13 protein-coding genes are annotated in these 13,292 nt (G+C 53.3%); 5 read left to right on the top strand and 8 right to left on the bottom strand.

All coding sequences use genetic code 11. The features are described from left to right. Positions 1–133: 133 nt before the first annotated feature. Entirely contained in the window at positions 134–517 is a 384-nt protein-coding gene (locus tag LA756_RS07690) for a hypothetical protein (protein ID WP_224439286.1), read from the bottom strand. Between the two features lie 175 nt (positions 518–692). Here LA756_RS07690 and proC point away from each other — a divergent pair, with 175 nt between their 5' ends. From proC to LA756_RS07705, 3 genes are all read left to right on the top strand, one after another. After that, a complete protein-coding gene (proC, locus tag LA756_RS07695; RefSeq protein ID WP_224439287.1) occupies positions 693–1,508 on the top strand; it encodes a pyrroline-5-carboxylate reductase in 816 nt (271 codons plus the stop codon). 72 nt (positions 1,509–1,580) lie between these two features. Continuing rightward, positions 1,581–1,832: a hypothetical protein gene (locus tag LA756_RS07700; protein ID WP_224439288.1), complete on the top strand. Its 252-nt coding sequence runs from the start codon at positions 1,581–1,583 to the stop codon at positions 1,830–1,832. 125 nt (positions 1,833–1,957) lie between these two features. Beyond that, complete coding sequence (locus LA756_RS07705; RefSeq protein WP_224439289.1) at positions 1,958–2,161, top strand: hypothetical protein; 204 nt, start codon at positions 1,958–1,960, stop codon at positions 2,159–2,161. An 87-nt stretch (positions 2,162–2,248) separates the two neighbouring features. Here the strand turns inward: LA756_RS07705 and ettA are convergent, their stop codons facing one another. The 4 genes from ettA to LA756_RS07725 form a co-directional block, all read right to left on the bottom strand. Then, a complete protein-coding gene (gene ettA / locus LA756_RS07710; protein WP_224439290.1) occupies positions 2,249–3,922 on the bottom strand; it encodes an energy-dependent translational throttle protein EttA in 1,674 nt (557 codons plus the stop codon). 399 nt (positions 3,923–4,321) lie between these two features. Next, entirely contained in the window at positions 4,322–5,905 is a 1,584-nt protein-coding gene (guaA, locus tag LA756_RS07715; protein WP_224439291.1) for a glutamine-hydrolyzing GMP synthase, read from the bottom strand. Between the two features lie 378 nt (positions 5,906–6,283). Then, entirely contained in the window at positions 6,284–6,709 is a 426-nt protein-coding gene (locus tag LA756_RS07720) for a carboxypeptidase-like regulatory domain-containing protein (protein WP_224439292.1), read from the bottom strand. 56 nt (positions 6,710–6,765) lie between these two features. Then, positions 6,766–7,773, bottom strand: a complete 1,008-nt coding sequence (locus LA756_RS07725; RefSeq protein ID WP_224439293.1) for a DUF1559 domain-containing protein — start codon at positions 7,771–7,773, stop codon at positions 6,766–6,768. 785 nt (positions 7,774–8,558) lie between these two features. Between LA756_RS07725 and surE the strand changes: the two genes are divergently transcribed. Both surE and LA756_RS07735 read left to right on the top strand, forming a co-directional pair. Beyond that, on the top strand, positions 8,559–9,332 hold the full coding sequence (gene surE, locus LA756_RS07730) for a 5'/3'-nucleotidase SurE (RefSeq protein WP_224439294.1): 774 nt from the start codon (positions 8,559–8,561) through the stop codon (positions 9,330–9,332). Between the two features lie 117 nt (positions 9,333–9,449). Beyond that, on the top strand, positions 9,450–9,959 hold the full coding sequence (locus tag LA756_RS07735; RefSeq protein ID WP_224439295.1) for a hypothetical protein: 510 nt from the start codon (positions 9,450–9,452) through the stop codon (positions 9,957–9,959). Between the two features lie 50 nt (positions 9,960–10,009). Here the strand turns inward: LA756_RS07735 and LA756_RS07740 are convergent, their stop codons facing one another. From LA756_RS07740 to LA756_RS07750, 3 genes are all read right to left on the bottom strand, one after another. After that, entirely contained in the window at positions 10,010–11,428 is a 1,419-nt protein-coding gene (locus tag LA756_RS07740; RefSeq protein WP_224439296.1) for a sulfatase-like hydrolase/transferase, read from the bottom strand. A 79-nt stretch (positions 11,429–11,507) separates the two neighbouring features. Further along, positions 11,508–12,332, bottom strand: coding sequence for a tetratricopeptide repeat protein (locus LA756_RS07745; RefSeq protein ID WP_224439297.1), 825 nt, complete (start codon positions 12,330–12,332; stop codon positions 11,508–11,510). Then, positions 12,283–12,645: a hypothetical protein gene (locus LA756_RS07750; protein WP_224439298.1), complete on the bottom strand. Its 363-nt coding sequence runs from the start codon at positions 12,643–12,645 to the stop codon at positions 12,283–12,285. The genes LA756_RS07745 and LA756_RS07750 overlap by 50 nt, the downstream gene beginning before the upstream one ends. Positions 12,646–13,292: the final 647 nt, after the last annotated feature.

A 13,292-nucleotide genomic window follows, 5' to 3' on the forward strand; every position in this document is an offset into this window, starting at 1 on the left:
TTATGCCTGGGAAGTGTACAGCTGACACGGGGACGCGACGATTTCTGACCGGCGAGCGCGCACGAAAAAGCCGCTCTGTGGAGAGATTCAGAGCGGCTTTCCTGGGAATGGTTTTGATCTCGGCAAGCGAGAACTAGAACTTGGGGCGTTCCAAATCCATGAAGTCGCTAATTGTCTCTGGCGGGCCCGGTTCCGGTTCGCTCGAGAACCAGCCGCCGAACCAGGACGATTCTTCCTTCTTCTTGGACGAACGATAGCCGCCGTTATAGCTGTATCGCTGCTTCTTTTTGTGGTCGTCCGCGTCGTTGAAAGGATTCATGTAGTCCGCGGTCGTCGAGAAGAAGTCTTTCGTTCCCTTGTTCAGCTTTTGCAGCGTGCTGGGGCTTTTCGACTTCTTCGACGAAGACGAGCTCATCCAGCTCATAGGGTTGTACCATTCGGCCGATGCGACGGCCGGAACCGACAAAGCGAGAACACCAACGAGTGTCCAGATGGTTAGTTGTTTGAAACGATTCATTTCTCCGACTCCCTCAGTAGAAATTTTGCAGGGGCGGATAGTGTCAATTTCAGAAAGCCACGTCTAGACCAATTTGATGATTTTCTGATGGTGCGATAGCATCCACGCCGATTGTCCCCCAGAGCGATATTCCGTAGAGTGACTGCGTTCCCATAACTGCAAAGAGGATGCACCGATGACCAACGATTCGCCTCCAGTCGGTTTCCTTGGCGCCGGGCAAATGGCCCTGGCAATGGCCCAAGGTTTCGTCACCCGCGGTGGCGTAAAAGCTGCTAAGATCCTGGCTGCCGATCCGTTCGAAGCAGCTCGAAGTCGTTTCGAGCAAACGATTTCCGGGGCGAAGACAACCGACTCGAACCAGAAAGTGATCGACCAGAGCGATGTCGTCTTTATTGCGGTGAAGCCGCAAATGATGGCCGACGCAGCGAAGTCTTTGACGAAAGTCCCTGAAAACTGCTTGCTGGTTTCGATTGCCGCTGGCGTCCCGATTTCTCGACTAAGTGAACTTTTTAGTACGAAACGCATCATACGAGTGATGCCTAACACGCCCTGCTTGGTTGGCTTGGCAGCGTGCGCATTCTCCGCAGCAGAAGATTGCCAGCCAACTGATATCGAGCTTACCCAGAAGCTGCTCGAAGCCACCGGAGTGGCGCTGCAAGTTCCGGAGAAGCAACTGGATGCGGTGACCGGGCTGTCCGGAAGTGGTCCGGCATTCGTCTACATGATGATCGAAGCGATGAGCGATGCCGGCGTTCGTCAGGGCCTTCCACGGCACGTTGCGCTGCAGCTTGCTGCTCAAACGGTCAAAGGGGCTGCCGAGATGGTGATGAGCACCGGAGAGCATCCTGCGGCTTTGAAAGACAACGTGACCAGTCCCGGCGGGACGACCATTGCTGGTGTGCACGAACTCGAGAAAAAGGGCTTTCGTGCGGCAGTTATCGACGCAATTTCGGCTGCGACCGAGCGTTCTCGAGAATTAGGGCAGGATTGACAACGCAAACCGCCGATGCCAGTAATATAATAGAATGGTTAAAGAGACTGCCTGCATGAAAAGGAGTCGCCCATGAGTTCGCTCTTTTGCATCATCGACGACAAACACGTACCGATCTACCGCATTTTATGGATCTCGGACGTACCGCATTTTTGTGGTGAGGACGATTGCCAGTGCGAAGGTCGCTACGAGGTTCGCCTGGAACAAGGCGAATCGCTGTGGACCAATCGCGAAGAACGCGATGAAATCATCAAAGCCTTGGAAAAGTGGCATACCGGGGACGACCTGGACGCTGGTGGCCCTGACTTTGAAAACTGGTCCTAAACCTACCATCGCCATCCATCTATCACGCCATACAAAAAGGACCTGGTCGTTTTCGACCAGGTCCTTACTTTTTCGCTTTGGAGTTTTCCCGAATCTTTGCTACCGCGAATTAGGAAGCCTATTTTTTGGCTGACTTCTTCTTGGCAGTCTTTTTCTTCGGAGCAGCGGCGCTGGCCTTTTTGGCACTTTTCTTCGTTGCCGCCTTGCTCGACGACTTCTTGCTGGTGGACTTCTTTTTGGCAGGGCTCTTGCCGAAGGCAGATTCCCATCCGGAAGCGTACTTTTCGGTGGAGCCCACACGAATGATAGACACGGTAAAAACCTCCTAGAAACAGCTAATTCCTGAACAACGCTCAGGCACGTGATCTGTGTGTTAGTTAAAAACGTTTTTTGCGATGAGGTCAAGGACCAACATGCTATCGCTTAAGCTTCTTGTACTTAAACCGGTGCGGTTCGTCCGCGTTCACGCCGAGACGCTCTTTACGCTGACGCTCGTAGGTATCGAAGTTCCCTTCGCACCAATGCACGTAACCATCCCCTTCAAAGGCAAGGATGTGGGTCGCAATTCGGTCGAGGAACCAGCGATCGTGGCTTGTTACGACGACGCAGCCGGCATAGTTCAAAATGGCTTCTTCTAGTGCTCGCAGCGTATCGACGTCCAAGTCGTTCGTCGGTTCGTCAAGAAGCAGCACGTTCGAGCCACGACGGAGCAATGTCGCCAGGTGAACGCGGTTTCGTTCACCCCCGGAAAGGACGCCGACTTTCTTCTCTTGATCGGGGCCTTTGAAATTAAAGCGCGAGACGTACGAACGAGCGTTAATCTTGCGTTTGCCGAGCTCGATGGTATCGTGCCCGCCGCTGATCTCTTGGAACACGGTTTTCTCCGGATCCAACGCATCGCGCGACTGATCGACATACCCCAGTTCAACCGTATCGCCGATGCTGATTTCGCCTGAATCAGGCTGGTCTTGCCCAGTGAGCATCCGGAACAGGGTCGTCTTACCAGCCCCGTTCGGCCCAATGATGCCGACGATACCGCCTGGCGGAAGATTGAAATTGAGGTTCTCGACCAGGACGTTGTCGTCAAACGCTTTGTTGACGTTTTTGACCTCGATGACTTTATTGCCGAGGTGCTTTCCTGGGGGGATCTGGATCTCAAATTCTTCTGGGTGATCCTCAAACTGCTCGGCGGCCATCTTTTCATAGGCGTTCACACGAGCTTTACCCTTGGACTGCTTCGCTTTGGCGGAAGAGCGAATCCATTCCAACTCCTTCTCCAAAGTCTTCTGACGAGCTTCGCTTTGCTTCTCTTCCACAGCGAGACGCTTTTGCTTTTGCTCCAGCCAGGAAGAGTAATTGCCCTCGAACGGAATGCCTTTGCCGCGGTCGAGTTCCAAAATCCAACCGGCAACGTTATCCAGGAAGTAACGATCGTGGGTCACCGCCACAATCGTCCCGTGATAAGCGTCCAGGTGATGCTCGAGCCACAGAATCGATTCGGCGTCCAAGTGGTTCGTCGGTTCGTCCAGCAGCAACAAGTCAGGCTTCTGTAGCAGCAGCTTACAAAGCGCGACGCGGCGGCGTTCACCGCCAGAAAGCTTCGTCACGTCTGCATCTGCATCGGGCAGATTCATCGCGTTCATCGCGATTTCGATTTCGCGATCGAGCTCCCAACTGTTGGTCGCTTCAATCTTATCTTGCAACGTAGCCATCTCTTCGTAGAGGGCGTTCATCTCGTCTTCGGGAAGATCTTCCCCCAGCTTACCGGTGATCTCGTTAAAACGGGTCAGCAAACCGCGACGTTCCGCGACTGCTTCTTCCACATTTTCGAGGACATTCTTTTCCGGGTTAAGCTGTGGCTCCTGCGGCAAATATCCTGCCGTAAAGCCCGGCATAAGGCGAGCTTGTCCGTCAAACTCCTTATCGATTCCTGCCATGATCTTGAGGAGGGTACTCTTCCCGGCACCATTTCTTCCTAAAACGCCAATTTTTGCGCCTGGATAGAAAGATAACCAAACCTCCTTTAAGACTTCACGTGGACCAATCTTCTTGGTCATCCGTTCCATTTGGAAGATAAAGTTCTTGCTCATTGGAATCGCTAAATCGCCTATTAGTGGAAAACTTCTAGTCGTTGCGCTTATCTATACTGTTAAGCTATCATGTGCCGCAATGTAAAAATAGCTACCGCAGAGCCATTTCCTTCGGGAAATTATCTGCCGTCACTACAAATTTAATGCTTGCAAGCACGCATTTCTCTGATACGATCGACCGTGTTGGAAGCACACTCCAACGCTCACTAATCTCATATCTTGTCGGTACGAAGTGAATTCAGTTTCGAGGATTACCATCCCCATTCCTCGCCCCGCCAAAAACTGAGTTTGTCTCGCACCTTCCCGATCAACAGCGTGGCTAGTCCCCCTAGCCACGCTTTTTTCGTTTCTTATCTTCTTCACAGCGGTCGCTCAGGACATGAGGATCCGCTTGTTCGCTTATTCCCACTCGATCGTGGCCGGCGGCTTCGTACTGATATCGTAACAGACACGATTGACGCCTTTGACTTCGTTGATGATTCGTGTCGAGATGCGTGCCAAGACGTCATACGGAAGGTCGCTCCACGTTGCCGTCATGAAGTCATCCGTATCGACGCAACGAACACAAACCGCATTGTCATACGTTCGGGCATCTCCCATCACGCCAACGCTTTGCACAGGCAGCAACACCGCGAAGCACTGTGAGGTTTGACGATAGAGGTTGGCCGACTTGATTTCGTTCACGACAATCGCGTCCGCTTCTCGCAGAACAGCCAACTTTTCTTCGGTTACTTCGCCCAAGCAGCGAACCGCGAGACCAGGCCCAGGGAAAGGATGACGCCAAACAATATCTTCCGGCAGGCCCAGTTCGATGCCCAAACGCCGGACTTCGTCTTTAAACAAGTCACGTAGCGGCTCGACTAAATCGAAACCAAGTTCCTCGGGCAAACCACCCACGTTATGGTGCAATTTGATCACGGCGGCAGGTCCGTCTTGGGCGGCACCACTTTCGATCACGTCGGGGTAAAGCGTCCCTTGGGCCAAGTACTTGGCATCCTTGATCTTCGTTGCTTCTTCTTTGAAGCACTCGATGAACTCGTAACCGATCCGGCGTCGCTTTTCCTGTGGATCAGAGATGCCTTCCAGCTTCTTCAAGAAGCGTTCCCGGGCATTCACGACATGCAAGTCGGTTTTGAAATGGGACGAGAATTCGGCAATAACAGCCGCTTCTTCATCTTTTCTCAGCAGACCGTTGTCGACCAGGATGCAGGAAAGCTGATCGCCAATGGCTCTATATAGCAGAGCGGCAACTACCGACGAATCGACACCGCCGGAAAGCCCACAGATTACGCGAGCATCGCCCACTTCTTCGCGAATTCGAGCAATCGTCTCGCGTGCGAAATCGCCCAGTTTCCAGGTTCCTTCGCACCCGCAAATGGTGATCACGAAATTTCGCAGAATCTGACTGCCAAGCGGCGTATGAGTTACTTCGGGATGGAACTGAATGCCGAACTGCTTGTGCTCGACGTGACGCATCGCAGCCACTGGGCAAGTTCGCGTCGATGCCAAAGGACGGAACAAACCGCTGATCTGCTCGACCTGATCGCCGTGACTCATCCAAACGTCGGTTTCGTCAGGCAAGCCGGCCAGCAGATCGTTGGCGTCGTTGATTTTGATATGAGCGTGACCATATTCCCGGGCCGACGCATTTCGCACGTTGCCACCGAAACGATCACACATCAGTTGCATGCCGTAACAGATGCCCAGGATCGGAATGTCCAGATCGAAGATGCCAGGATCACACTTCGGTGCATCTTGTTCGTACACACTCGAAGGCCCGCCAGAGAGAATGATGCCTTGCGGTGCCAACTCGCGAATACGCTCGGCGGTGATGTCATGCCGAACGATCTCGCAGTAAACGTGCTGTTCACGCACGCGGCGAGCAATCAACTGGGCATACTGCGAACCAAAGTCGAGAACGAGCACGCGTTCCGAATAGATATCGGTGGCACCAGGGGAATTGACGGAGGCGGTATCAGGCATGGTTTCCGTCCGTGATCGTTGGGCCGAGAAAGCCGGACCAGGAAATGAAAAATCCCGCCGAACTATGGGGCGGGACATGGAAACGGGCGATTATATCGCGACTTTTGCAAGCGTCCAACCGTCTGCTAGTCCGTTTGGGGTGAAGTCGCGGGAAACCTTCCAATAGTTCCCGCGGAACACTTCAAGCAAGCCGCCGCAGGACCACCCATATGGGTGAAACGCCGCGAATCAGAATTACTGAGGCCCCTCCTATCCCAGTGGCAGCCTCGTTCGAAAGCAGAAAGCGGGCTGAGCTTTGATGCTTCCGTTCTGCCAAACGGGAACTAGCTCGAGCCCGCCACCTGTCGTACGCGTGGGTGGGGATCGTACGAAATTGGTTTACTTAGGCGGATCGACCTCGAAGTCGATCGAGTTCGCCCCTGGATTGACTTCGGCAGTCAGTTCCGACGTTCGAAGGTCCGCATACTTCTCGTGAACGAGCGACTTCGACGTTGCGATCGAGCGACCACTTCGATCGTCGCCCCCGGCCGAGCTGACTTTCGAGACAATCGTCACCTGATAGCGCCCGGCCGGAGCCCCATCACCTGGCTCGACCGATGACAATTCGTACGATCCATCCGGAGCGATTCGCGAAGACGCACTGACCGGAGGATTTTGCGAAGTAAACGTGATCCGGCCCCCAGTAACAGCTTGGCCATCGGTTCGCGTTATTTTGCCGGTGACTTCCGAATTGCCTGACGAATTGCACCCAAACAGAGGTGCCGTCGCGACAAGACAGAGTGTTACCCAACTGAGACGTTGCATAGGACTTTCCTCGAGTAGGAGTGAATGATGAAAATGCGTAACAATACGGGGCGAAGTTACTGAATCGAGTTCACTTCGCCGTCGTTGCACATCACCATTCGTTCCAGAACGATCTGGCTCATAGTCGGGGAAATCGTCTGCACGGCACCGTCAGCCAACAGCATGTTGACAACATTGCCGGAGTGCCAGCTACCCAATTGTGGTTCGCCAGCATTATGCAGGTTGTAAATCACATCTTGCGGCCCCTTTGCAAACCCGCGACCGCGAACCGGCAGCAGCAAGCCATGAGCACGTCCCCAACTGCCGAAGTTGAAGATCACCCCGTCACGTTCGCCGTTTTCTGGCGTGCAGCAAGCCCCGAGCTTTTCCGATGGAACATGCTTTTCGGCGAATAGAGCCGTGTTGCTCAAACCATCAGTCACGCGGGCAAACGAATCGCGTCCACTCCAAGTGGTGACAGTTACCGAGTCAAGATTCGGGATGCCACTGTGATTGGTCTTCGCCATTCGCAAAGCTTGACGCTGATTCGACTGGCTGGCATCGTTGTGCAAATTCCACTCGTCCCATCCGGTGTTTCCGCCGTGGTAAGTCACAATTCCGTAGTCATAGGCAGCAAAGCCAGAGCCATCGTAGTGATTGCCACCGTTGCCATTCATTTCACGAGCCGATCGGGAAGGGCACATGAAAATGCTTAGCCCCTTGGCACCTTCCGACGTCAACGCGGTTAGATTCACGCCACGGTCAGGCTGGGTCAGCATGTCCATCTGGTTGTACAGATTGTCTTGCTCCAAGTAAGGAAGCAACAGCGAGAAAGCGGAATGGCCTTCTTTGCCGACCGCCAGAGGCACCATCTTGTCGTACGTATCATGGAAGTTATGAACGGCCAAACCGAGCTGTTTCATGTTGGCAGTGCACTGCATGCGACGAGCAGCTTCGCGAGCTTGCTGCACGGCCGGCAACAGTAAAGCGATCAACACACCGATGATGGCGATCACGACCAACAACTCAACAAGGGTGAAACCTCGCTGCGTACGATTTGAATTGCTGAAACGAAAGTTAGACATTGGCAGGAACCTTCTGGATTAGGGATGTTGTGAATAGAGCATGCCGAATCAGGACAAACTCGATCCATGAGGACTTCTTATGAGCCCCGACAGGTGTCAGTCAGAATTTTTCCGCGACTTTACGCCGTCAAATCGCTTTGGGGAGAACTGGGCGGGATTAGATGACCAACAAGACTGTCGATCTGGCAGTTAATCCTCGCCAATTGCGTCAAGCGATTAATTCAGTTTACTTTTCGTAACAGATAGGGACCATGAAAGATTGCACAAGGACACCACACTCTTTCACTTGTTAAGAATTCGCCCTAAATCTCGAAATAACTATGACATGCGAGTTTAAGAGTACGGCTACCCGCAAGCGGGTTTAATACGGCACATTTCCCCAACAAGCTGCCCGTCGCTTCTCGGTGCCCGGAATCGAATTACACCAGAATCAATTCATAGCTAAATCGACATCAAACGTGCCGAAAAAACACAAAAACGGGCAAGATGATCTTCTTCAATTGGCTCAAGCGGATTAGACGTTAGACGAGCGTTTCGGTTGAGAACTAAAAACTGCGTCCATCGTTTCGGCTCTGCTAGGGAAGTGGGTGAAAGGGTGCCATTTCCTGGAAAGCTGATTGCTATCACCGGAGGCTAAATCGCGAAAAAGTCCGTTTCGCGTGGTAATCGATCGACAATACGTACGGTTAATGCGGAGTTACCGAGAACCGTTAAGCCTTTGTGAGCCTCGTTTACCCGCCGCTGAATTGCCGTAAGATGAAGGAAAAACCCGAGGTGGAACCACGATGAAAATCTTGCTGGCGAACGACGATGGCATCTACGCACCTGGCTTGGCGGCCATGGAAAAGGCCCTCCGCACTATTGGCGACGTGACGGTAATTGCCCCTGCGACCGAGCAAAGCGGAGTAGGGCACTCGATTACCTTCCTGAGCCCTTTAGTATGTAAAGAGGTTTACGATGGTGATCGCCTCCGCGGTTACGCCGTAGAAGGAAGCCCCGCCGACTGCGTGAAACTGGGCGTCGTGGAACTGCTCGACGAGCGGCCTGACTTGATTGTCAGCGGGATCAATGGCGGACTGAACGCCGGGATTAACGTTCTTTATTCCGGGACTGTTGGGGCGGCAATCGAAGGAGCCTTCTTTGGTATCACCAGCATTGCCGTTTCGCTGGAATGGGATGAACATGCCCAGTTCGATCGCGCCGCAGAGATGGCCCGGCAAATAATTGTCCAGATACTGGAGAACAAATCTTCTTCGTCCAGGCTGTATAACCTGAACATTCCCACCCCCGCTACGAAGCTACCTCCTGGCGAAGCGGAACTGAAAGTCGTGCCAATGGGTGTGGTTCGCTATGGCGAGCACTTCATCAAGCGCAAAGATCCCCGAAACCGTGACTATTACTGGGCTACCGGCAATCCGCCGCCGGAACATGGCGAAGAAGAAACCGATCTTTCGGCGCTCGAAAAAGGGTATCTGACCCTCACGCCGCTTCACTTCGATATGACCGAACGGGCACAAATCGATGAAATGAAGCCTTGGAATCTCCGCGTTCTTGATTAGGGTAGAAGTACCCCGATTCACTTTTCAATTTACTACCGGCAATTGAGGCCGGCGTCGAAGTGCGCACTTGTGCGTGGACGGAAGCCACGTCGCTGCGCGTTAAAGATCGACACTGTCATGTTTGCTCGAAAAGTGATTCTGCGCGGACTTCTGTCCCTTTTAACTGTCGTTGTCTCGGCCGACATTGTCTCGGCGAACGATTGGCTGCTTGCGCCTAGCTTCTACAGCCACAATCCGGAAACCGGTCAGCGAGCCGTTCAGTATTCGCAGCCGGACCCTGCGTACGTGTACGAAAACCCTTCGTACATGAAGTCTGGCTATCACCATCGCCGCTCCACGATCCGAAACGGCGACGGCAGCTTGGATCAGTTCCACGTTGTTGAAGAATGGGGCCGTCCAGTACGTCCGTACGGTGAATGGGAACGTCCATTCCGTCCTTACTCGGTACCGTACCAACTTTGGGGACCACCCTACGGCGGCTTAGGACCGATCTACCAGAACTACCCTTATCCATATCCTGCCCCTTACCCAGGGCAAGGCGGTCCAGGCTATGGACCTCCAGGACAAGGAGGCGGTCACGGTGGCCCAGGACACAATGGCGGCCACGGCGGAAATCATTCCATTTAGCTAACGTGCAAGCCGGCGGAAAACGTTCTGCCGGCTTCGTCGCTTGGCTTCTAGTTCGTTTCGGCGAACCAATTCGGTGCGTTGGCGATTGCCTCTTGATACTTGTCGAGCAGCGCTTTCTTCAGCTCCGCGACCACCTTCGGATGCTCGTCCGCGACGTTGTTCTGCTCTTTCTTATCCTCTGTCAGATTGTAAAGCTCGAAGGCTTTGAACTTTGCGTTCTTGATCAGCGGGTAGTCTCCCTTTTGATAGGCTGCCCCTGGTTTGACTTCGCCATCGTCCCACAAAGCGACCAGCTTCCAATCGCCGTCGCGGACCGCCACTTTGGCGTCGCCGTAGGCCCGATAGTAATGCCAGAAGAGTGGCTTGGTACGCTGAACCGTTTGACCACTGAGCATGGGCACTAAACTTGTGCCGTCGAGTTTAGAATTGGCCGGGACATCAACGCCAGCCATCTCACAGAACGTCGGCAACAAGTCGAGCGAACAAACAGGAATGTCTGACTCGCTACCTGGCGAGAGCTTTCCAGGCAACCGAACGATGCCTGGCACGCGAATGCCACCTTCATAAATGTGCAGCTTCATTCCCCGCAGTTCCCCCGGCGAACCATGCGATCGCCATGCTCTTCCATAGCGATTGAGTGTCTCGGGGCCGTTATCGCTGGTGAAGAAAACCAACGTGTTTTCACGCAAATTGAGATCGTCCAGCGTTTTCATCAACTGCCCGACGGCACGATCCATGTTCGTGACATTGGCATAGTACAACGCTTCCCCTTTTTTCTTCGCGTTGGGGTAGGACTCGACCAATGCTTCCGGCGAATCAATGGGCTCGTGCGGTTCATGAAAAGTCACCAATGCGAAAAATGGTTTCGACTTGTCACGAATATTCGCCAGCCACTGATCCGCTTCATTGGCGACGACCTGGCACGAGAAGTCATCCGTAGGACCAACAGGCTTCCCATTGCGAACGAAGTTCTTGGGGTTCTTATGCGTAGGCGCCGCGTTGTTCTGCGTCGCGAACCAATAATCAAAACCAAGATCGTTCGGCTGCGGCTGCTTCGGCGAATTGAATTGGCCGTTGCAGTGCCACTTACCAAAGAGCCCTGTTTGATAACCGGCGTCACGCAGCAATTTGGCCACCGTGATTTCATTTGCTTGCACATGCATCGGCGAACCGCCAGGGATCCAATCATAAATGCCAACCTGCGTGGGTGTTTGCCCGGTGATCAATCCGGCTCGCGATGGCGAACAAACCGGGGCTGCCGCATAACAGGAAGTTAAACGCACGCCTTCGCTTGCCAGCTGATTCAGATGAGGCGTCTTGATACTTGGGTGCCCATAGCACTCTAAGTCGCCGTAGCCGAGATCATCGCACTGAATTACTAGGAAGTTGGGACGCTGCTGTGCGGAGACCAACGTCGGCACAGTCAAGAACGCAGCCAGCACTACGCAAAAGAGTCGAGTGTTCATCAGGAAGATTCAGATGGGGTAGGGGAGCGCATGGGAACATAAACGAGAATTCCAACATATCGCGCCCGCCGCCTGATTGCTACTTTTGCTTCTCGGCATCTTTCGCAAGCCGCTTTTCAACGTCTCGCTGAGCGATTCCTGCCGTCAGCCACATGTACTCGCTGATACGCGAAGGCCCTGCTTCCAGTAGCTTTCGGTCCGCCGCCATCGCAAGGTATTTGGATGCCAGCTTGTCTTGTCCCTCGGCCACATAATACAGACCGACATAAAGAAGCGTATAAAAACGGTACCCAGCTTGAGCTTGCCCCGTCAGCTCGGACTGCTCCATTTGCTCGAGTAGTTTTTCTGGCGTGGCGTTGCCCCGATAAAGCTCCAGCACTTCCTGGAGCCCAGGTCGCGGATCACGCTCGATCGGAATCAATGTTTCCCGAGCTTTGGCCAGGCTCTCGGACTTCGCGAGGCAAAGATACCGCCAAACCGAGTTCTCGACGTCCTGATCGTGGTAATTCTGATAGTCGAGAAACTGCTGAGCTCCGTCGGCATAGTCGCCTGCGTAGTAGCAGGAAATGCCACGTTCCCACAGGCTGTCCTTTCGATCTGGCTGCAGCTTGATTAACTGATCGAAATCGTCCACCGATCGACGAAAGTTCTCTGCTTTATAGTTCTCGCAGGCGCGCAGGTAATAAAGCTGAGGCTGCTGTGGCTGGAGCTTAATCAATTGGTCGAGTACTTGAACCGCTTGGGGGCTGTCGTCCTGAGAAAGGGCTTCGCGAAGTTCCGCGGTTAGCTGTTGTAATCCGTCGGTGTCGCTTTGATCTTGCGCGACTCCCACACGTGAAAAGCCAAAAGCCAGACTAAGAATTGCCAAACAGCGGAACAAGTTCGCCAAACTCTCGGTGTACATCTTGGACGATCCTTTGCAGCGGTTTTCTCCGGATTCGTCGCTGGGCTTCCTCTAAGAGACACCAGCGGTACCGGAAATCGACAGGTTCCGTCGCTTCAGGATGCTTGCCAACATATTGAAAGACGTGGGCCCGAATGACACCAGGCTCTTCATTTCGAGATCGGCGAAGCGTTGCGACATGCTGCGATGCTAGCGGAGAAACCTTCATGTGCCAACGCGCTTGAATCACATCAGGGATCGGAATCGCTTCCTCGCGCGCCGAAACCAGGAACTCTGGAAACCCCCAGCGTGCTGACTGTTGGTCCGATTTCAACCAGAATTCGATTCCGAGGGGCGTTCTTCGAACGACCACAGCGCAGATCCATTTTCCTTGGGGCATTCGAGGTCGATTACGCGAAAAGTCCAACGGAGCAAAGCCATTTCACACAGTCCCACAGAGGGACCCCCTAAAATGGTACTGAACCTTTCTGATATCGGCAACGATTTAGATCGGCAATCAAGATTTTTCTTTAAAACACCCACCTCACGGAGGGAGAATCTCGTAGGCCAACCCCAGCGATAGCAGCGATATCACTTTGCGACTAAATGTCCCGCATCTGTCAGATTTTATTGGTGGGCCAGCAACCGATCTGGATGGCAAGCGTTCAAACCTCCCAAACTGTGCGAGAATGCCCCATCGAAACAATAGCCAAAGGGTGAAATAGTTCACACAAAGAGTCGCACGCCCCCTGTTTGTACGCCTTTATCGGCTTGATGCCACGGAATTGACCAATTCCGATCCGGATTTCGCCTATTAGGCAGAGGGGCGACGACTCAACGCCGGTGCTAGCAGCGGGTGAAATCGAGCGATTTTGATCTCACTTTGACCGTAGCTTCTCAAATTAAGACAGCGTGTCGGCCAAGCACCTCTTTTTCTTTAGCGAAACTGAGAATATTTTCAGGGTCGCAAGTTATTGATGA

It is taken from the genome of Bremerella sp. TYQ1 (assembly GCF_020150455.1).
Classification (GTDB): Bacteria; Planctomycetota; Planctomycetia; order Pirellulales; family Pirellulaceae; genus Bremerella; species Bremerella volcania_A.

Bases quoted from the DNA above. Each gene is read 5' to 3' on its own strand.
- LA756_RS07700 (WP_224439288.1), top strand. From the start codon at position 1,581: ATGAGTTCGCTCTTTTGCATCATCGACGACAAACACGTACCGATCTAC.
- LA756_RS07735 (WP_224439295.1), top strand. From the start codon at position 9,450: ATGTTTGCTCGAAAAGTGATTCTGCGCGGACTTCTGTCCCTTTTAACT.
- ettA (WP_224439290.1), bottom strand. From the start codon at position 3,922: ATGAGCAAGAACTTTATCTTCCAAATGGAACGGATGACCAAGAAGATT.
- LA756_RS07720 (WP_224439292.1), bottom strand. From the start codon at position 6,709: ATGCAACGTCTCAGTTGGGTAACACTCTGTCTTGTCGCGACGGCACCT.
- LA756_RS07725 (WP_224439293.1), bottom strand. From the start codon at position 7,773: ATGTCTAACTTTCGTTTCAGCAATTCAAATCGTACGCAGCGAGGTTTC.
- guaA (WP_224439291.1), bottom strand. From the start codon at position 5,905: ATGCCTGATACCGCCTCCGTCAATTCCCCTGGTGCCACCGATATCTAT.
- proC (WP_224439287.1), top strand. From the start codon at position 693: ATGACCAACGATTCGCCTCCAGTCGGTTTCCTTGGCGCCGGGCAAATG.
- LA756_RS07740 (WP_224439296.1), bottom strand. From the start codon at position 11,428: ATGAACACTCGACTCTTTTGCGTAGTGCTGGCTGCGTTCTTGACTGTG.
- LA756_RS07745 (WP_224439297.1), bottom strand. From the start codon at position 12,332: ATGTACACCGAGAGTTTGGCGAACTTGTTCCGCTGTTTGGCAATTCTT.
- LA756_RS07690 (WP_224439286.1), bottom strand. From the start codon at position 517: ATGAATCGTTTCAAACAACTAACCATCTGGACACTCGTTGGTGTTCTC.
- surE (WP_224439294.1), top strand. From the start codon at position 8,559: ATGAAAATCTTGCTGGCGAACGACGATGGCATCTACGCACCTGGCTTG.